The 17,643-nt window shown below is 72.1% G+C and carries 22 protein-coding genes; 12 read left to right on the forward strand and 10 right to left on the reverse strand.

All coding sequences use genetic code 11. From position 1 onward, the window contains the following. Nucleotides 1-42: 42 nt before the first annotated feature. From BN6_RS00450 to BN6_RS00460, 3 genes are read right to left on the reverse strand one after another with little or no spacing between them, the layout of a single operon-like run. Entirely contained in the window at nt 43-423 is a 381-nt protein-coding gene (locus BN6_RS00450) for a hypothetical protein (RefSeq protein ID WP_015097540.1), read from the reverse strand. Then, nucleotides 416-943, reverse strand: a complete 528-nt coding sequence (locus tag BN6_RS00455; protein ID WP_015097541.1) for a SigE family RNA polymerase sigma factor — start codon at nt 941-943, stop codon at nt 416-418. Before BN6_RS00455 ends, BN6_RS00450 begins: the two co-directional genes overlap by 8 nt. A gap of 27 nt (nt 944-970) precedes the next feature. Continuing rightward, nucleotides 971-1,240, reverse strand: coding sequence for a hypothetical protein (locus BN6_RS00460; RefSeq protein ID WP_041311519.1), 270 nt, complete (start codon nt 1,238-1,240; stop codon nt 971-973). Between BN6_RS00460 and BN6_RS00465 the strand changes: the two genes are divergently transcribed. The 4 genes from BN6_RS00465 (at nt 1,239) to BN6_RS00480 (ending at nt 4,078) form a co-directional block, all read left to right on the forward strand. Next, on the forward strand, nt 1,239-2,159 hold the full coding sequence (locus tag BN6_RS00465) for a helix-turn-helix domain-containing protein (protein ID WP_015097543.1): 921 nt from the start codon (nt 1,239-1,241) through the stop codon (nt 2,157-2,159). The genes BN6_RS00460 and BN6_RS00465 overlap by 2 nt on opposite strands. 8 nt (nt 2,160-2,167) lie before the next feature. Then, complete coding sequence (locus tag BN6_RS00470) at nt 2,168-2,368, forward strand: DUF397 domain-containing protein (RefSeq protein ID WP_015097544.1); 201 nt, start codon at nt 2,168-2,170, stop codon at nt 2,366-2,368. Nucleotides 2,369-2,545: 177 nt separating this feature from the next. Beyond that, nucleotides 2,546-2,752, forward strand: coding sequence for a hypothetical protein (locus tag BN6_RS00475; protein WP_041311522.1), 207 nt, complete (start codon nt 2,546-2,548; stop codon nt 2,750-2,752). Between the two features lie 300 nt (nt 2,753-3,052). Further along, on the forward strand, nt 3,053-4,078 hold the full coding sequence (locus BN6_RS00480) for a glycerophosphodiester phosphodiesterase family protein (protein WP_041311523.1): 1,026 nt from the start codon (nt 3,053-3,055) through the stop codon (nt 4,076-4,078). A gap of 16 nt (nt 4,079-4,094) precedes the next feature. On the opposite strand, the gene BN6_RS00485 is transcribed toward BN6_RS00480, so the two are convergent. Next, nucleotides 4,095-5,327: a cytochrome P450 gene (locus BN6_RS00485; protein ID WP_015097547.1), complete on the reverse strand. Its 1,233-nt coding sequence runs from the start codon at nt 5,325-5,327 to the stop codon at nt 4,095-4,097. Between the two features lie 93 nt (nt 5,328-5,420). On the opposite strand from BN6_RS00485, the gene BN6_RS00490 reads away from it, so the two are divergent. From BN6_RS00490 to BN6_RS00515, 6 genes are all read left to right on the forward strand, one after another. Further along, nucleotides 5,421-6,128 (forward strand): glycerophosphodiester phosphodiesterase, encoded by a 708-nt coding sequence (locus BN6_RS00490; protein ID WP_015097548.1) that lies wholly within the window; start codon nt 5,421-5,423, stop codon nt 6,126-6,128. Between the two features lie 25 nt (nt 6,129-6,153). Beyond that, the gene (locus tag BN6_RS00495; protein ID WP_015097549.1) at nt 6,154-7,098 is read left to right on the forward strand and encodes a DUF5926 family protein; all 945 of its coding nucleotides are present in this window, start codon (nt 6,154-6,156) and stop codon (nt 7,096-7,098) included. An 80-nt stretch (nt 7,099-7,178) separates the two neighbouring features. Further along, on the forward strand, nt 7,179-7,505 hold the full coding sequence (locus tag BN6_RS00500; protein WP_015097550.1) for a DUF952 domain-containing protein: 327 nt from the start codon (nt 7,179-7,181) through the stop codon (nt 7,503-7,505). A 125-nt stretch (nt 7,506-7,630) separates the two neighbouring features. Further along, nucleotides 7,631-8,140: a SigE family RNA polymerase sigma factor gene (locus tag BN6_RS00505; protein WP_015097551.1), complete on the forward strand. Its 510-nt coding sequence runs from the start codon at nt 7,631-7,633 to the stop codon at nt 8,138-8,140. Next, nucleotides 8,137-8,772 (forward strand): hypothetical protein, encoded by a 636-nt coding sequence (locus BN6_RS00510; protein WP_041311527.1) that lies wholly within the window; start codon nt 8,137-8,139, stop codon nt 8,770-8,772. The genes BN6_RS00505 and BN6_RS00510 overlap by 4 nt, the downstream gene beginning before the upstream one ends. After that, on the forward strand, nt 8,757-9,278 hold the full coding sequence (locus tag BN6_RS00515) for a hypothetical protein (RefSeq protein ID WP_015097553.1): 522 nt from the start codon (nt 8,757-8,759) through the stop codon (nt 9,276-9,278). Before BN6_RS00510 ends, BN6_RS00515 begins: the two co-directional genes overlap by 16 nt. A 68-nt stretch (nt 9,279-9,346) precedes the next feature. Here BN6_RS00515 and BN6_RS00520 read toward each other — a convergent pair whose 3' ends face one another. Together BN6_RS00520 and BN6_RS00525 are read right to left on the reverse strand one after the other, a co-directional pair. Next, nucleotides 9,347-9,904 (reverse strand): ferritin, encoded by a 558-nt coding sequence (locus BN6_RS00520; protein ID WP_015097554.1) that lies wholly within the window; start codon nt 9,902-9,904, stop codon nt 9,347-9,349. 138 nt (nt 9,905-10,042) lie between these two features. After that, nucleotides 10,043-11,293 (reverse strand): arginine deiminase, encoded by a 1,251-nt coding sequence (locus tag BN6_RS00525; protein WP_051075405.1) that lies wholly within the window; start codon nt 11,291-11,293, stop codon nt 10,043-10,045. Between the two features lie 202 nt (nt 11,294-11,495). On the opposite strand from BN6_RS00525, the gene BN6_RS00530 reads away from it, so the two are divergent. Then, entirely contained in the window at nt 11,496-11,855 is a 360-nt protein-coding gene (locus BN6_RS00530) for a hypothetical protein (RefSeq protein WP_015097556.1), read from the forward strand. A gap of 1 nt (nt 11,856) precedes the next feature. Beyond that, complete coding sequence (locus tag BN6_RS41445; RefSeq protein ID WP_015097557.1) at nt 11,857-13,929, forward strand: caspase, EACC1-associated type; 2,073 nt, start codon at nt 11,857-11,859, stop codon at nt 13,927-13,929. Between the two features lie 4 nt (nt 13,930-13,933). Here BN6_RS41445 and BN6_RS00540 read toward each other — a convergent pair whose 3' ends face one another. From BN6_RS00540 to BN6_RS00555, 4 genes are all read right to left on the reverse strand, one after another. Continuing rightward, complete coding sequence (locus tag BN6_RS00540) at nt 13,934-14,593, reverse strand: GOLPH3/VPS74 family protein (RefSeq protein WP_015097558.1); 660 nt, start codon at nt 14,591-14,593, stop codon at nt 13,934-13,936. A 25-nt stretch (nt 14,594-14,618) separates the two neighbouring features. Further along, the gene (locus BN6_RS00545; RefSeq protein ID WP_015097559.1) at nt 14,619-15,881 is read right to left on the reverse strand and encodes an alpha/beta hydrolase family protein; all 1,263 of its coding nucleotides are present in this window, start codon (nt 15,879-15,881) and stop codon (nt 14,619-14,621) included. A gap of 111 nt (nt 15,882-15,992) precedes the next feature. Then, the gene (locus BN6_RS00550; protein WP_015097560.1) at nt 15,993-16,754 is read right to left on the reverse strand and encodes a CPBP family intramembrane glutamic endopeptidase; all 762 of its coding nucleotides are present in this window, start codon (nt 16,752-16,754) and stop codon (nt 15,993-15,995) included. A gap of 9 nt (nt 16,755-16,763) precedes the next feature. Then, nucleotides 16,764-17,522, reverse strand: coding sequence for a DUF2470 domain-containing protein (locus BN6_RS00555; protein WP_015097561.1), 759 nt, complete (start codon nt 17,520-17,522; stop codon nt 16,764-16,766). Nucleotides 17,523-17,643 lie beyond the last annotated feature (121 nt).

A 17,643-nucleotide genomic window follows, 5' to 3' on the forward strand; every position in this document is an offset into this window, starting at 1 on the left:
CTCGACGCGGATCTGTTGCACTTGGCGGGGAATCCGCCGGAATCAGTTCGTCGGGCCGGGTTGCGAAGTCTGCGTGGTCCGGGTGGGGCCTTCAGCGCGGCTGGTGGTGACCGTGCTGCTCGGCGCCTCCGGCTTGGTCGTGACGGATTCCGGCGTCGGGCTCACCGTGCTGGACGTGGTCGTCGTGGGTCCGACGGTCGGCACCTGGCCGGGTTCGGACGCGCCCGGACCGCGCGGGATCAGCAGCAGGCTGACCGCCACGACCGCGAGCACCGCGGCGGCCGAGATCAGCGGGGCGAAGCGGCGCAGCGGGCGGCGGCGGGCCGACGCGCGGGCGCGGATCGCCGGCCCCGACAGCGTCGAGCGGACCCGGCCGGCTTGTCTGCCGAGCATCCGGCGCAGCTCTTCCTCGGTCTCAGTCATGGCCCCTCCACGCGCGTTCCGGCATCCCGATCGCCGACCTCAGCCCGGCCAGGCCGCGACTGACATGGGACCGCACGGTCGCCAACCGGCACCCGAGCACCTGCGAGATCTCCTCGTCGGTCAGGTCCTCGTAGTACCGCAGCACCACCGCCGCCCGCTGCTGCCGGGGAAGCTCCCGCAACAGCCGCCACAACCGCTCGTCCCGCTCCCCCCAGAGCCGGTCGACGTGCTCGCCCTCCGGCAGGTCGTCCCCGGCGGGCCGGATGTGCCGGGTGCTCCACCGCCGTCGCCACGAGAGGTGCTCGTTGGTCACCGCGCGCCGGACGTAGGCGTAGGCGGTGGCCGGGGTCAGGTCGCCCCAGCGCGGGAAGACCCGGACGAGCACCTCCTGCACCATGTCCTCGGCGTCGGCCCGGCTGCCGGACAGCAGCACGGCGTACCGGACCAGTGCCTGCTGGTTGTCGTGGACGAACTGGTCGAACGACGACGCGACGTCCACACCGCTCTCCGTCCTGGTCACGTGGCACACCCGGTGACTAGACGCGGCTCAGTCCCGTTCTGTTGCTCCGGTGACGTGGAACACGGCGTCGTGCTCCTGCTCCTCGAAGTCCCACACGAGCCGCAGCGGCAGCCGGCGGCCCCAACGCCGCAGGGCGGCCTCGGCGGAGCTGTGCTGCGCGACGAGGCTGCGGCCCGTGGCGGGGTCGCGGCGGTAGAGGACCGTGTCGGTGCGGTCGTCGTCCACGATCTCCATCCCCCACGCGTAGACGAGGGACGGATCGGACTCGGACACCAGCGAGAACAGGTTCGCTTCCATGGGAAACACTGTGCTGGCGGGACGAACACTCTTTGGTGTGAACACTTCCGGGAATCCCGAAATCGATCTTTTCGCCGGCATACTCGATGTCGTGAGCACCCAACCCCCGTTCCGTCGACGCCGCCTCGGCAGGAAGCTCGCCCGGATGCGTACTTCCGCCGACATGACGCTCGACGTCGCCGCCCAGTGCCTGTTCAAGACCAGGTCCGCCCTGCACCGGATAGAGAAGGGCGAGACCCTGGTCGACGTCCACCTGGTCAAATCGATGATGGACCTCTACGACGCCTACGACCCCGGCCTGGTCGAGGAAACGGTCCGCGCCCGCGAGCGCGGCTGGTGGCTCTCGCTGGGCGTCGAGAACCAAGGCTACCTCGACGTGGAGACCGAAGCCGGGGAGATCCGCGAGTTCTGCATGGCGGTCGTGCCGGGTCTGCTGCAAACCTCCGAGTACACCCGCGCGGTGTTCCAAGCGCACCCGTTGCAGCGCACCAGGCGCTGGCTGGAGGCCGACCTCAAAGTCCGGCGGATCAGGCAGAAACGGCTGACCGACCCGGAGAACCTGTTGCGGCTGGAGGCGATCATCGACGAGTCCGCGCTGCGCAGACCGGTCGGCGGCGCGGAGACCATGCGCGAGCAGTTGGTGCACGTGGTCCGGATGGCGGACCTCCCCAACGTGACCATCCGTGTCCTGTCCAACGAGCGGGGCGCGCACAGTTCGATGGCAGGGGGCTTCACCGTGCTGAACTTCCCCGACGCCGCCGACCCGTCCGTCCTCTACGTGGAGCACCCGTTCGGTTCACTGCACATGGAGGAGGAAAGGCTGACGGTCGAAGCTAAGGTGGCATTCGGGCACCTGGCGAACCAGGCGTTGAGCCCTGAGGAGTCGGTCGCCCTGTTGGAGCGGATCCTGACCGAGTGAAAGAGGCGATGTCCGTGTCCACTGTGGACTCCACCGGTCTGGTGTGGCGCAAGAGCAGCCGAAGCGGCGGTGGGAGCAACGGCAACTGCGTGGAGGTGGCGTTCGCGGGGGCGGCGGTCGCCGTGCGGGACTCCAAGAACCCGGCCGCCGGCGTGCTCGCGTTCCCCGCTGCGCAGTGGGCGTTCTTCCGACGGGGCCTGGGTTCCTGACCCTCGCGAACCCGCCGTGCCGCGCCAGGTGGCGGCCGGTCTGAGACGGGTTCGTCAGCCCTGTTCACGTTGGACGTGTGGTTGGGGCTGAACCGGTGCGCTTCGGGTCGGCAGACGGCACAATGGGCGGCCCGGTCAGCGTGGCAGGAGGCACCCATCACAGCCCAGGAACTGACCTTGTTGGCGCTGGGAATTCCGTTCGGCGTCGCGGCGAACGCCCTCTACCAGTACCTCCGGGGTGTCATCAGTCGACGGATGGACCCGATCAGCCTGGCGGGTCAGTGGGGCGAGCTGATCAGCGGCATAGACGAGCGCCGGTGCAGCATCGGCGAGATCCGGTACGACCTGCGTCGGAGGATGTGGGTGTTCGACGGGACGAACTAGCACAACGACGGTCGGCCGTTCTGCCGCTGGACGACTGTGGCGAGCTACCTGGACAAGTCGAGAAGAGGTTGGTGCCCGACAACGGCTTCTTCATCTCGGGCCAGGAAGGCGAGTCCTTCAGGTCGTTCAAGCTCATCAGGCTGGAGCGGATTCCGGACGACCTCGACTCGATTCGTGCGGTCCTGGCCGGGCTCGTACGCAAGGAGGGGGTCCGGGGTCGGCCTCCTGTTCCCCGCTGTTCAGTGGGCGTTCTTCCGGCGGGGCTTGGGTTGCTGGCCGGTGGCGTGCCACGGTGGCCCCATGCGGGCACTCGGAGTATCGGTGGCTGTCGTGGTGGTCGGGGCGTTGGTCTCGTCGGGGGTCGCCCAGGCGCACCACCGGAGGGCGTTCGACCTCCAGGCCCACCGGGGTGGGATCGGGTTGACGGTGGAGAGCACGCTCGCCGCGTTCGGCCGGGCGCTCGAAACCGGGGTGACCACGCTCGAACTCGACGTCCAGATCACCAAGGACGGGCGCGAGGTGATCACGCACGACCGCAGGACCAACCCGGCCAAGTGCGCCGACACCACACCCGCCACCCCCGGCGATCCCGCTTTCCCCTACGCCGGCAAGTACGTCAAGGACCTCACCTTCGCCCAGGTCCGCACGCTGGACTGCGGGTCCCGGCCGCACCCGGACTTCCCCGGCCAGGTCGCCTCTCCCGGCGCCAGGATGCCGACCCTCGCCGAACTGTTCGCGCTGGCCCGCGAGTACCGCGCGTGGGACGTGAAGTTCAACATCGAGACCAAGGTCGAGGCCGCCGCCCCGCACGAGACCGCGCCGCGCGAGCAGTTCGTGGAGGTCACCTCGCGCGAGATCCGCCGGTCCGGCTTCTACCGCAACGTCACCGTCCAGTCCTTCGACTGGGGCACCTTGATGCTGTGGCGCGAGAAGGAGCCGCGCCTCCCGCTGGTCGCGCTGACCCAGCCCGAGTTCCTGCGCCCCGGCTCGCCGTGGACCGGCGGGCTCGAACTCGCCGACTTCGGCGGCAGCGTCGTCAAGGCGGTGCGGAGCTTCGGCGCGTCCGCGCTCTCGCCGGTGCACGGCAACCCGCAGAACGGCAAGGTCGGCGACCCGAACTACGTCCCGTTCACCACCAAGGCCCTGGTGGACGAGGCGCACCGGCACCACCTCAAGGTCGTCCCGTGGACCATCGACGACCCCGCGACCATGGACAAGCTGATCGGCGACGGCGTGGACGGCATCATCACCGACTACCCAGACCGGCTCCGCACCGTTCTCAAGGAGCGCGGGTTCAAGCTCGCGCGCACCTACAAGAAGCGTTGACCTGGAGGCCCGGCCGTCAGCTGTCGGCCAGCGGGAGTTCGTGCAGGCCGCGGATGACGAACTCGGCGCGGCGGCGGGGTTCGGCCGCCAAGACCGCGCCGGGCAGCTTGCGGGTCAGCGAGGACAGGGCGGCCTGGACCTCGATCCGGGCCAGCGGCGCGCCCAGGCAGTAGTGGATGCCCATGCCGAAACCCAGGTGGGCGTTGGGCGTGCGGCTCACGTCCAGCTCGTCCGGGCGGTCGAACACCTTCGGGTCGCGGGCCGCCGCGCCCAGCAGCGCGGCGATCTTCTGGCCCTCCTCGACCGCGAACCCGGCGATCTCCACCCGTTCGGTGGCGGTCCGCTCGAAGAGCTGGAGGGGCGAGTCGTAGCGGATCAGTTCCTCGACCGCCGTGGAGAGGAGGGACTGATCCGCTACCACCCTTTCCCACTGGTCGCGGTGGGCCAGGAGGGCGTTCACGCCGTTGCCGATGACGTTGACGGTGGCCTCGTGGCCGGCCATGAGCAGCAGGACAGCCGTGGCGACCAGCTCGTCCTCGGTGAGCTTCGCGCCGTCGGTGTCGGTGACCGCGACGAGGTCGGACACCAGGTCGTCGCCGGGCGTCCTGCGCCGCAGTGCGACCAGTTCGCGCAGGTAGGCCACGAACTCGGTGGCGGCCCGCTCGGCCGCCGCCTTCTTCTCCGGTGCCAGGCCGTACTCGTACATCTTCACGATCGCGTTCGACCACGGCTGGAGCAGCGCGCGGTCGCCCGCGGGCACGCCCAGCAGTTCGGCGATGACCTCGACCGGCAGCGGCGCGGCGACGTGCGAGAGCAGGTCGGCCTGACCCTCGGTGCGGACCTTGGCGACCAGCTCGTCCACCAGGCGGTCGGCCAGGTCGGCGATCCACGGGCGCAGCCGCTCGACGTGCCCGCGGCCGAAGGCGGCGGCGACCAGCCGGCGCAGCCGGGTGTGCGTCGGGGGCTCGTTCTCCAGCAGCGAGTTGCGGTGCAGCAGGTTGAAGCCGGTGAACTCCTCGACGGGCTTCGCGTCGGTCCACAGCCGGCCCAGGCCGCGGTGGCGCAGCACGGCCGACGCGGACGCGTGCGACACCGCGACGGCGACGCCCATCTGCTCGTGCCAGTGCACCTCGGCCCGCGCGCGCAGCGCGGCGAACACCGGGTACGGATCGGCGAGGAAAGCCGGATCGTGCTGGTCGAAGGGTGCCACGGTCACGGACGGTAGGTCTTGAGCGCGGCTCGCGTCCATCCGGGAGTGGTTGTTCCTTCAAATATTCAGCTACCCGTGACCAGAAGTAGTCGGGTTGACCCGTTCGGTGCTCCACCAGGAGCATTCCCGACTGTGCCGCCCGAACTGATCGCCCACCGAGGGGCGTCCGCGCTCCGCCCGGAGCACACCCTGGCCGCGTACGAACTGGCGGTCGCCCAAGGCGCGGACGGCGTCGAGTGCGACGTCCGGCTGACCCGCGACGGGCACCTGGTGTGCGTCCACGACCGCACCGTCGACCGCACCAGCGACGGGCGAGGCGTCGTGAGCGCGATGACGCTCGAAGAGCTGCGCCGGCACGACTACGGCACGGCGCTCGGCGGCGCACCCGCGCCCCTGCTGACCTTCGAGGACCTGCTGGGGCTGGTCGCGGACAGCGGCGTGCGGCTGTTCGTGGAGACCAAGCACCCGGTCCGCCACCGGGGCGCGGTGGAGCGCGCGCTGGTCGAACCGCTCGCCCGGCACCGGGTGGACGCGGTGATGATGTCGTTCTCCGTGGCCGCAGTGCGGCGGTTCAAGGCGCTGGTGCCCGCGACGCCGACCGTGCTGCTGTTCGGGAGGTACTGGCCGCAGCGGCTGCCGGCCTTCGCCGACCTCCCCGGACCGGGCGTCGACCTGCTCAGACGCCACCCGGGCCGGGGTGCGGGCGCGTACTGCTGGACGGTGGACGAGCCCGCCGACATCGCGTTGTGCGTCGAGCGCGGGGTGCGGTACCTGGCGACCAACAACCCGGCGCAGACCCGTGGCGTGCTAGCGGCTAACTTGACGCCCGACCAGCCCTGACGGGCACGACCTGAAGGAGGCGGCGGTGGCGAAGCGGACGGCCGTGAAGAACCAGTCGGCGGACGGCGTCAACCCGCGCCAACCCTGCCCGTGTGGCTCCGGCAAGCGCTACAAGGCCTGCCACGGCGGGGCCGGCGGCGGGGCGGACGTCATCGTGGCCCGGCCGTTCGAGGGGCTCGCGGCGGAGACCGAGCTGATCGCGCTGCGCGAGTTCGTGCCGTCGGCCACGATGAAGCTGCCGCTCAAGGACGCCGGGCGCGAGGTGGTGCTCGCCTCGGTGCTGCCGATGGCCGCCGCCGCGCTGATCCGCGCCGACGGGACGGCGTTCGTCGGCCTCCAGGTCCAGACACGTTCGGGTGATTTGAGCCGGGACCTGGCCCGCGCGGTCCAGTGGGTGCTCACCGCCGAGACCGGTGACGCCCTCCCGGTGGTCGGCCCGGACGACGGCACGAACCCCGGCCGGTTGCAGGACCTGCTCGACGCGGACGCGACCGTCACCCCCGAGTTGCACACCGACTTCGCGTGGTGGATGCCGCCGGACAACGAGCCGGCCGGCGACGTGGCGTTGTCGCTGGAGCGGGCCAACGCGGCGATCCTGCCGACCGAGCGGGTCGACGCGCCGGGCGTGCACGCGGCGTACTGGGTGGACGCGGGCGACAAGGCGCACCTGCGCTGGGTGCGCCCGGAGCCCGAGGAGCGGTTGCTGGCGGCGCTGGCGCGGCTGTCCGTGCGCGGCGAGCTGGACCTGGGCGAGGGCTCCCGGTACGCGGGGTCGTTCCGGGCGCACGGACTGCTGGTGCCGGTGTGGGACCTCGACCGCGAACTGCACTCCAGCGAGTGGGCATCGCCCGCCGAGGGTTTGAGCAAGCGTTTGCGGGATGCGCTGACCAGCCTGGACGACGAGCCGCTGACCGAGGCCGAGCGGCGCGCGCGGGACGGCCTGCGCGGTCGGCAGATCACGCTGAGGTAGTTGTCCACAGAGTTATCCCCAGTTGTCCACAGCGGCCTGTGGATAGGGTTGTGGACAACTTCAGGGGAAGGTGTGGACGGATGCTGCTGCGGATCGCTTCACGGGACGAGTGGGCGCGCGACCGGGAAGCCGGCGCGATCCCGCTCGACCCGGACGGCTTCGTGCACTGCTCGGACCCCGGCACGGTCCACCTGCCGGCCAACCGGGTCTTCCCCGGCCGGCACGACCTGGTGCTGCTGGTGATCGACCCCGAGGGCCTGCCCGTGCTGTGGGAGCCGGGCGACGGCGACGAGACCGGGCCGTGGTTCCCGCACGTCTACGGCCCCGTCCCGGCCGATGCCGTGGTGGCCGTGCAGGAGTTCACGCCCGACACCGACGGCGTGTTCCGCCCGCCGCCCGTCCTGTGACCTGATCCGGGGCAACCCAGATCCGGGGCAACCCAGATCCGGGGCAACCCAGATCCGGGGCAACCCAGAGTGGGGTTCGCGCGTGAACCCACCGACGACGGGAGGTCGTCGGGAAGGGGAGCGAGGTGACCGCGGTCCTGTCCGCCGACCGGTCCCAGGTCCAGGCCGACTTCGGGGAGTTCGTCCGGGTGAACCTGCCCGGTCTGCTCCGGTACGCGCACGCGCTGACCGGCAACCCGCACGACGCCGCCGACCTGGTGCAGACCGTGCTGGAGAAAGTCGGCTCGCGCTGGGGCGCGGTGCTGCGCAAGGACGTCGAACCGATCGCGTACGCGCGGCGGGCGCTGGCCAACGCGCACATCAGCCGCTGGCGGCGGCACCGCCGCGAGCACCTGGTGGCCGACCTCCCCGAGGTCGTCGCCGCGGCCGGCGTCGACCGGCTGGAGCACGAACCGCTGTGGCAGGCGTTGCGCGCGCTGCCGCCGCGCCAGCGGGCCGTGGTGGTGCTGCGCTTCTACGAGGGCCTGTCCGAACAGGAGATCGCCGCGACGCTGGGCATCTCGCCGGGCACGGTCAAGAGCCAGAACAGCAAGGCGATGGCCACGCTGCGGCGTCGGCTGGAGCCGGAGGGGTGACCCGGGTGGAGCTGGACGAGCGGTTGCGCGAGCTGTTCGAGGACCAGCGGCTCGACCTCCCGGCGCGGCCGGGGGCGTCGGACGGGATCGTGGCGGGCGCGCGCCGCCGGCGGCGCAACCGGGTCGCCGGCGCGGGCGCGCTCGCGGTGGTCGTGGTCGGCTTGGGCGCGTTCGGCGCGGCCGGGTTGCGCGGTGCCGTCGAGTCGGACGTGGGCACGCCGCGGCAGGAGGTGGTCAGCGTGTCGCCGCAGTCGTTGGAACGGCCCGCCTTCGGCCACTTCCGGCTGGGGATGACCGACGCCGAGGCGCGCGCCACGGGCGTGCTGCGGCTGCCCGGCCAGGGCACCGGGTGCGTGGCCTACGCGGTCAACGGGCAGCCTGGCGACGGTGTGCTGGTGTCGCCGACCGAGGGCGTCGTGGGGATCACGCTCCCGCAGGCGGGCGCCACCCCGTCCGGGGTCGGCGAGGGTACGACGGTGGACGCCGCGCGGGCCGCGTACCCGTCCCTGGTGGTCGACGGGGGCAAGGCGGTCGTGCCGATGGGTGGCTGGCGCTACACGTTCCTGCTCGACGGCCAGGCCGTGGCCGCCGTGCGGATCGAGAAGGAGGGCACCGCGTGCGCCGGGTCCTGATCGTGCTGACCGCCCTGCTCGCCGCGGGTTGCTCCCCGCCGACCGGGCGCGAGCCGTCGATCGGGCGCGAGCCGTCGATCGGCTCGATCGCGCCGACCCGGACGGTGGTGGTGGACGACGTGCCGGTGCTGCTGCCCGAGGGGCTGGGCGAGGTCCGGCTGGGGGCCCGGCTGGCCGACCTGCGGGCGGCCGGCGAGATCGGGGAGGCCGTCGAGGACGTGACCGCGAACTGCCCGGTGCACGCGCTGGCGAAAACCCGGGGCCGGGTCGCGGTGGCCGACGGGGAGGTGGCGCGGATCCGGGTGGAGGCCCGCGTGCGGACCCCGGAAGGGCTGCGCCTGGGTGATTCCCGGGCACGGCTGCGGGAGCTTTACCCGGATGTCGTGGCAGATCCGCACCGGTTCACCGTGGACGTGACCGGGAACACCCGCTACGAATTCTATTTCCTCGGTGGCGGGGACACCGTGACCGCTATCGGGACGGGGCGGCCGGACAGCGGCTGCTGATTGTCCGCGCGCGAGGAACGCGCCGCCCGTTCGGGGGAAGGGCGGCGCGTCCGGCCTCGGGCGGGGTGTTACAGGGCACCGCCGGCCGCGCGCGGCGCGGTCGGGTCGGACTCCTCGCGGCTCGCCTCGCGGACCAGGAAGTTCTCCACGTGGAACAGGTTGCCCTCGGCGCGGTCGACCACGGTCAGCAACGTCGACATCGACGCGACCTCCTCCACCTGCTCCTTGAGGAACCACTGGAGGAACTGCTCGCCCAGGTAGTCGCCCTCGTCGCGGGCGGTCCGGGCCAGCGCCACGATCTGGTCGGTCACCGTGCGCTCCTGCTGGAGGGCGAGCTCGACCGGCTCACGGGCGCTGGAGAAGTCGTTGCGCACCTCGTCCACGCCCGGGACGGTGACCTTGAGGTCGCTGTCGAGCAGGTACTGGACGATCATCATCGCGTGGTTGCGCTCTTCCAGCGCCTGCGCGTAGAAGTGCGCCGCGAGGCGCGGCAGGTCCTGGTTGTCGTACCAGACCGCGATCGCCGTGTACTGCTGCGAGGCGGTGAACTCGTGCCGCACCTGCTCCTGGAGCAGTTCGTGGAACCTGGACGCGCGGGCTGGAATCTGCTTCACGTTGGAGGCCATGCGGCTCACATTAGCCGAGGATAAAGTCCTGCGCATTGAAGGCCAGCCTAATAATGGTATAGGAAGGTTTGCCTCACAAAGGCCGGCCTCGGCCGGTTTCGGCTCTCTCGGGTAAAGGTAGGCAAACCTTCCCCGGTTTTATCGGACCAGTGCCGCGCGGTCGATCGGGCAGGACATGCAGCGCGGCCCGCCCCGGCCCGAGCCCAGTTCCGACCCGCTGATCCGGAGCACCTCGACGCCCGCGTCCTCCAGCCGGGCGTTGGTCTCCACGTTGCGCTCGTAGGCCACGACCAGGCCCGGCCCGACGGCCAGCGTGTTGTTGCCGTCGTCCCACTGCTCGCGCTCGGCGGTCACCGGGTCCAGCCCGGTGTCGATGACCCGCAGCTTCGCGATGCCCATCGCGTCGGCGGCGGCTTCCAGGAACGGCGCGCGGTCCTCGACCACGACGCCGCCGTCGCCGTCCGAGCGGACGGGGAAGGCGAACAGGTTGTCGCGCACCGCCGGGTACATCACCACGGCGTCCCGGTCGACCATCGTGCACACGGTGTCCAGGTGCATCGTGGCGCGCTCCTGGGTGATCGGCACCGCCAGCACGGTGTGCGCGAGCCCGTCGCTGAGCGCGGACCGGGCGAACGACTCCGCGCCCGCCGGCGTGGTCCGCTCGCCGACGCCGATCGCCAGCACGCCCGGCGCGAGCAGCAGCACGTCACCGCCCTCGACCGGCGCGGAGTGGGCCCCGTAGGCGCGGCCGGTCTTGCGGAAGCGCGGGTGGTAGGCGTAGATCAGGTCGGTCAGCGCGGTCTCCCGGTCGCGCGCGGGCAGCGCCAGCGACGTGATCGCGACCCGGTCGCCCACCCACACCGACGAGTCGCGGGTGAACAGCAGGTTCGGCAGCGGGTCGACCGCGAAGTCGATCGGGTGGTGCATCTTGCGCACCAGCGACGCGCCCTCGGCGGCCGGCAGCTCCTCGAAGGTCATGCCGGTCATCAGGGCGGTGGCCAGCTGCTCCGGCGCGATCGACTCCAGGTGCGAGCGCAGCGCGTCGGCCAGGTCGATGCCCAGCCGGCGCTCGTTGACCGCGCTGTGGATGCCCGCGATCCGCGCCCGGTCGTCGTGCAGCGCCGCGACCAGCAGGTCGGACAGCAGCAGCACCTCCACGCCCCGGCCGCGCAGCACCTCGGCGAACGCGTCGTGCTCCTCCTGGGCGCGGTCCACCCACGGCACGCCGTCGAACAGGAGCTGGTCGTTGTTGCGCGGGGTCAGGCGCTTGAGCTCGGCGCCGGGCCGGTGCAGCAGCACCGTCCGCAGTGGACCGACCTCGCTGTCGACCCTCGGCGCCGGCGAGGGCGCGCCGTCGGTGGGATCCGTCTGGGCGATGTGCGCAGTCACGTAGGCGAGGGTAACTCGACGATGGCGATACATGCAGCTCTGAGTGGCCTAGCTTGGCGAAACTCGATCGTATGAACGGCTGAATGCAGCGATTCGTTAAGTCCGATGGGGCATGCGACAGGCAAACGTTGCGTTGTGAGGTGGACTGCCTCGGCCCGCTCGGCTCCTGGGATGATCGTGCCCCGAACGGGAGGGGATCGCTGTGTTCCACTTGACGGTCGACGCACCGGGCAGTGCCGCGTCCGCGACGAACATGCTGCTCGACGAGCTGGTGCGGGGTGCGCGGGTGGACGTCCGGCACGCGCCCGCCGAGCTGCCCGACGGCGCGAAGTCGGGCACCGGGATGGCGTTGACCGAACTGCTGCTCAACGGCGCGGTGCCGGCCGCCGTGGCCGCCGCCGTCGCGTCCGTGGTGACGGCGTTCGTGCAGCGCGGCAGCGCGCGCAAGGTCGTGATCAAGAAGGGCGACTCGACCATCACCGTCCAGGGCGGCGACGCGCGCACCCAGAAGGCGCTGGTCGAGCAGTGGCTCAAGGAGCAGGCGCCCGAGGTCGAGGGCTGAGGTGGGGCGCTACGCGCTGCTCGTCGCCACCGGGGAGTACCAGGACGTCGGGCTGAGCCGGCTGCGCGCGCCGGCCCAGGACGTCGAGCGGCTCGCCGCGCTGCTGGAAGACCCCGACGTGGGTGGGTTCACCGAGGTCCGGGTGCTGCGCGACGCCGACGACGACGAGATCCGGCGGGCCGTGGAGGACGTGCTGGCGGCGCGCTCCCCGGACGACCTGGTGCTGGTCTACTTCTCCTGCCACGGCCTGACCACGCCCACCCGGCGGCTCTACTTCGCCGCCGCCAACACCGTGCGGGACCGGCCCGCCGGCAGCGCCGTGCCCCGGTCGTTCGTGCACGAGCAGCTGGAGGACTGCCGGGCCGCCGGGCGGATCCTGGTGCTCGACTGCTGCTTCAGCGGCGCGTTCGTGGAGGGGTTCAAGGCCGGCGACGCGCCCGTGCTGGACGCCTCGACCGGGTACGTCGTGCTGACCGCCTCGAACGCCTACGAGTACGCGTTCGAGGAGGACACGCTGTCGCTGGAGGCCCCGCGCGCGTCGCTGTTCACCGACGTGCTGATCGAAGGGCTCGCCAGTGGGTCGGCCGACCTGGACGGGGACGGCTGGGTCGACGTCAACGAGCTGTTCTCCTACGCGTCGCGGGAGGTGCGGCGGCGGCGCCCGGACCAGACGCCGCAGTTCTTCGCGCAGTCCTCCGGCGGGGCGCTGCGGGTCGCGCGGGCCGGCGGGGTGCCGGTGGTGGTGCGCCGCTCGGCGTCCTACACCTCCGGGCAGTTGTTGGTGGCGCGCGGTTTCCGGTCGGCGGCCGAACCGGTGTGCCGGACCCTGGGGCCGTTGGGCCGGCGGGCCGTGGTGTTCGTGGACGGCCGGCCGGTGGAGCTGGGCGACGCGGCGGCCATCGCGGCGGCGTTCCACCCGGACGACCCCCGCGACTCGCTGGGGGCTTCCTACGTGCGGGAACTGATCACCGCCGTGCACCGGGAGTGCGGTGACGGCGGTGCGACGGCGGTGGCCGTCGCGCAGGGCGCGGTGACCAGGCTGATCGAGGCCATGCGCGAGGGCCACAACCCGGTGCGGCTGCTGCGCGGCCTGCGCGAGGCGGCGGAGCGGGCCGACCGGCTGATCGGCACGTCGAGCCAGCCGCTGGTGATGGCCGACCTGCCCCGGGTCGCCGGCACGGCGGCCTGCGACGAGGTGATCGGCGCCCTGGTGGGCGACGTGGTCACGATGGCCGGGCGGCGCGGCGCGGTGCTGGTCGAGGAGAGCAACCGGGCCGGGATGTCCTACGAGACCGCGCGCGGGCTGCGGTTCACCGGCGGGTACGCGACGGCGCAGTTCGTCACCGACCCCGCGCGGAGGGAGGCCGTGTTGGTCGACGCCGCGGTCGCGCTGTTCACCGGGCGGCTCCCCGAACGGGCGCTCGTGCTGCTGAAAAGGCGGGAGCCGCACGACCTGCTCGTGGTGTGCGAGGAGCTGTCCGACGCGCTGCTGGCGGAAGTGCTGCACCTGTCGGAGCCGACCCGCCGGATCGTCGTGGTGACGGCCGAACCCGAGATGGTCCGGCGGTTGCACCCCGTCGTGGGCGGTCTGGTGCTCGACGCCGACCTGGCCGCGGCGGCCGACATCTCCGCGTTCGGGTCGGCGGCCAAGGTCGTGGCCACCGACCGCGACACGATCGTGATCGGCGCGCGGACCGGCGAGGCGTTCGGGTCGGTCGCCTCGATCCCCGACACCGGCGTCCGCATCCGGGCCGGCGCGGCGGACGTCGGCCGGGTCGAACGGGCCGTGCGCGCGGTCCGCAGCGCCGCGTACGACGGGGTGCTGCCCGGCGGCGGTGCCGGGCTGGCCGAGATCGGCGAGCGGCTCGCGCGGATGGCGGGCGGGGACGCCGCGCACGTGGCCGGGTGGCGGGCGTTGGCCGGTGCGCTCGGCGAGCCGTCGCGGTGGATCGCGGAGAACTCGGCGGTGCCGGCGGGGGAGCTGGACCCGTCGTTGATCGACTCGGCGGGCACCGCGCGGGCCGTGGTCGCCGCCGCCGCGCGCACGGCCGAGAGGTTCCTGCTGGTCGCCTAGGTGCTCAGGAGGTCGTGGTCGACGGGATGATCACGGCGACCATCACCGCCGTCAGCGCGGCCTGCACCTCCTCGATCGCCTTGCGGGTGGCGTCGGCCGCCCACCCGCCTTCGGAGATCTCCCTGAGGCGCTTCTTGACCCGGTCCCGGGGCTGGGTGAAGACCTTCCGGTCGAACTGGACGGCCTTGATGATCGAGCACAGCGCGGCGGTGCGCGGGTCCACCTTGTCGTCGGTCTCGATCGCCTTCGCCAGCCGGCGGCGCACCTCGGTCTCCAGCGCCGGCTCCACCCCGCCCGGCGAGGGGAACCTGGTGCGCGGGAACACCCACAGCACCTTGTCCTGCTCGCGGCGCAGGACCTCCTGGTCGGCCAGGCCGTCCAGGACGTCGTCGGTGAGGCCCTTGGCCAGCTTCTGCACCCACTCCTTGGGCCTGCGCAGCTTGTCGTCCGCGATCGTGGTCAGCGCCGCGTCCAGCACCGGGTGGCCGATGGGGGCCGTGCTCAGCGCCGCGACCCGCTTGTCCACCACGTCGACCCGGCCCGCGATGGCCAGTTCCACCAGCACCGCGCCGGCCAGGCCGTAGCCCAGGGAGGGCTGGCCCAGCCGGCACGTGCCGTCGTCGTCGTAGGCCAACAGGGCCAGCTCGTCGGCGAGAGTCAACATGGGTCCACCATAAGCGGACCGCAGGTCAGACGATGAACCTCGTGTCCGGGTGGCGGGCCGGTCCGGCCGGGCCGAACAGCCGGCCGTCGCGGCGCTTGAGGTGGTGGTCGAAGAAACCGCCGAAGTACTCGTGCTGCGCCTTGAGCGAGCGGTTCGCGTCGATCGCGCCGACCAGTTCCTCCTTCTTGCCGGGCTTGAGCACCGAGGTCAGCTGCGGCGCGACGATCTGCAGGTCGGTGAAGCTGTAGTGGGTGCTCTTGTCGAAGTGCAGGTCGCGCTTCCAACCCCGCTGCGTGGACCAGAACGCGCCCCAGGTCGGGTCGATGGTGGTGTCGACGTGCGAGTGCTCGAAGACCTGGCCCGTCGCCGGGTCCACGAGATCGCCGCCGACCAGCATGAACGGCCGGTCCAGGCCGTGCTTGACGGCCTCGCCGTACTCGGTGTCGCTCCAGGCCATCGAGCCGTCGACGTTCATGCCCGCGTCGAACCGGCGGTCGTGGTACATCGTCTCGGCGGCGGTGTACCCGCCGTAGGAGTGGCCGTAGATGCCGACCTTCGACAGGTCCAGGGAGCCGGCCAGCCCGCGTGGCAGCGGGTCGCGCTCGGCATCCGGGTTGTCGCCCCGCTCCAGCCTGGTCAGCTGGTCCAGCACGAACCGGCTGTCGGCCACCCGGGCGTCGATCGAGGGCTTCCAGATCGACGGGTCTTCCTGGTCGAGCGAGGCCGGCACGACCCGGCCGCCCGGGAACTCCACGGCCGCCGCCTCGCCGGTGTGCGAGATCGACGCCACGACGTAGCCCCGGCTCGCCAGGTCGTCGGTGAGGCCCGCGTTGAGTTCCTTGGAGCTGCCGAAACCGTGCGAGAACACCACCACGGGCCAGTCGTCCGAGCGGTCGGCGGTGGCCCCGGTGCGCGCCTGGCGCCGGGAGCCCGCCCAGTCGACGGTGCCGACCGGCAGGTCGAGCAGGTCCGGGATGGAGGCGAGCGCGTCGACGTGCGGTGCGACGCCGGGGGTCATCCAGTCGGTGCGCTGCCCGTCGCGCTTGGCCGGGTAGGTGACGGTGACCATCAGCTCGCGCTTCACGGCCGGCTGCCACGGGTCCTGGCGGGCGTTGTCCACCAGGTGCAGGTCGGTGGTCCCGACCGGGTAGCGCCCGCTGAGCGCGGGCAGGGTGATCTTGATGCCGGTCTTGGCCGGGTCGGCGATCGCGGCCGGTGCGACCAGCAGCGTGGAGGTCACGGCGAGGCCGGCGGCCAGGGCCAGGACGCGTTCGTGCGGTGTGGACACTTCGGGTTCGTCCCCTCGGGAGGCCAGTGGTTCCGGCCCATGCTGACAAGGGGCGGATCACGTGCGCGTCAACCTGGCGGTTGAGGCGGCCTACCTCGCGCGGGGGATGCGCTACGGCAGCCAGGAGACCTTGCCGCGCAACAGGGTGTAGCCGAGGAACGCGACCACGTCGAGCAGGGTGTGCGCGACGATCAGGATCCACAGCCGGTTCGTCCGCTGGAACACCTTGCCGAACACCAGGCCCATCACCACGTTGCCGATGAACCCGCCGAAGCCCTGGTACAGGTGGTAGCTGCCGCGCAGGACCGAACTCGCCAGCAGCGCGGTGCCGTCCCGCCACCCGAGTTGCTTGAGCCGGGTGAGCAGGTAGCCGACGACCAGGACCTCCTCGGCCCACGCGTTGCCGAACGCGGCCAGCACCAGCGTGACGCTCCGCCACCACGATTCGTCCAAGGTGGACGGTTGGACGGCCAGGTTGAGGCCGAGCTTCCAGGCCGCGAAGTACAGCGCCAGGCCGGGGATGCCGATGACCGCCGCCAGGCCGAGGCTGCCCAGCGCGTCCGGGCCGATCCGGGAGCGGTCCAGCCCCAGCGCCCTGAGCCTGGTGCCGCCGCGCCACAGCAGGTAGAGGCCGAGCCCGCCCCACGCGGCCAGCTGCACGACGCCGAGCAGCTGGGCGACGAGGTCGAGCAGGTCGAACCGGGCCTGCGGCACGTTGATCGCCACGGACTGCTGGTCGAGCGGCTTGGGCTGGAGCAGGCTGTCCGCCAGCCGGACCAGGCTGCGCAGCCCCGACAGGCCCAGCGTCACCGCGAACACCAGGACGATCTCGATCCGGTACGCGCGGCGGTCCGGCAGGTGCTCCTCGATCACCAGCGCAGGTTAGCCCCGTTGCGCCAGGAACGGGCAGCCCATCAGCCTGCGCAGCTCCACCGCCAGCTCACCCGCCGTGGACACCGGGCGGGAGAACGCGATCCGCACGTCGTGGTCCTCCTCGGTGGTCTCCACCCGCAGCCGCAGCCCGAACCGGTCCAGGCCGAGCGGGCGGACGTGGCCACCGCGCAGCTGCTCCGGCAGGTGCCCGGCCAGCAGGCCCACCACGTCCCGGTGGGACAGCTCCAGGTGCCGCAGCCAGTGGTCCTCCTGCCGGTGGAACGGGTCCGGGTCGGCCTGCGCGAACAGCTCCGGGCGCAGCGACGTCGTGCCCTCCGCGTCGGCCACCACCAGCGACGCCGGGCTCAGCCGCAGCACCGACGCGCCGTGGCCCACGTCCAGCAGGCGCGGGTCCGGGCGCTCGTCGGCCACGTCGAGGCACGCGGTGCGCGCCTCCCGCGGGTCGAGCGTGCGCAGCCAGCCGGTGATCCACAGCAGGCCGCGGACCGGCTCGCGCAACTGCACGGCCGCGTGGTCGGCGATCTCCAGCATCGCGGTGATCTCGGTGCCGCGCGCCGCGCCGGTCAGCGGGTGCTCGTCCGGCAGCACGATCGTGGCGTCACCGCGGGCGTGCACGTGGTGCAGCACCGGGACCACCCGGTGCTCCGTGCCGTCCGACGGCAACAGGGCCGCGCGCCCGCCCCGGGCGGCGATGGTGCGCGCGCGCTCCGCCGGGTGCGGGGCGGGCGGTCGACGGTTCTCGGTCACCGCTCACCTCCCAACTTAGGGCAGCCTAACTTGGAGGCGGCCGTGCGCGGTAGTCCCACTATCGTCGTATCACTTCGTGGTCGCCCGCTGACGCGGTGCGGGTGGTGGCCCTAGCCTGGGT

This window comes from Saccharothrix espanaensis DSM 44229 (assembly GCF_000328705.1).
GTDB lineage: Bacteria > Actinomycetota > Actinomycetes > Mycobacteriales > Pseudonocardiaceae > Actinosynnema > Actinosynnema espanaense.

Excerpts from the sequence above, each read along its gene's own strand:
- BN6_RS00470 (WP_015097544.1), top strand. The coding sequence starts at position 2,168 with ATGTCCGTGTCCACTGTGGACTCCACCGGTCTGGTGTGGCGCAAGAGC.
- BN6_RS00480 (WP_041311523.1), top strand. The coding sequence starts at position 3,053 with ATGCGGGCACTCGGAGTATCGGTGGCTGTCGTGGTGGTCGGGGCGTTG.
- BN6_RS00500 (WP_015097550.1), top strand. The coding sequence starts at position 7,179 with ATGCTGCTGCGGATCGCTTCACGGGACGAGTGGGCGCGCGACCGGGAA.
- BN6_RS00460 (WP_041311519.1), bottom strand. The coding sequence starts at position 1,240 with ATGGAAGCGAACCTGTTCTCGCTGGTGTCCGAGTCCGATCCGTCCCTC.
- BN6_RS00540 (WP_015097558.1), bottom strand. The coding sequence starts at position 14,593 with ATGTTGACTCTCGCCGACGAGCTGGCCCTGTTGGCCTACGACGACGAC.
- BN6_RS00450 (WP_015097540.1), bottom strand. The coding sequence starts at position 423 with ATGACTGAGACCGAGGAAGAGCTGCGCCGGATGCTCGGCAGACAAGCC.
- BN6_RS00465 (WP_015097543.1), top strand. The coding sequence starts at position 1,239 with ATGGGAAACACTGTGCTGGCGGGACGAACACTCTTTGGTGTGAACACT.
- BN6_RS00520 (WP_015097554.1), bottom strand. The coding sequence starts at position 9,904 with ATGGCCTCCAACGTGAAGCAGATTCCAGCCCGCGCGTCCAGGTTCCAC.
- BN6_RS00485 (WP_015097547.1), bottom strand. The coding sequence starts at position 5,327 with ATGGACGCGAGCCGCGCTCAAGACCTACCGTCCGTGACCGTGGCACCC.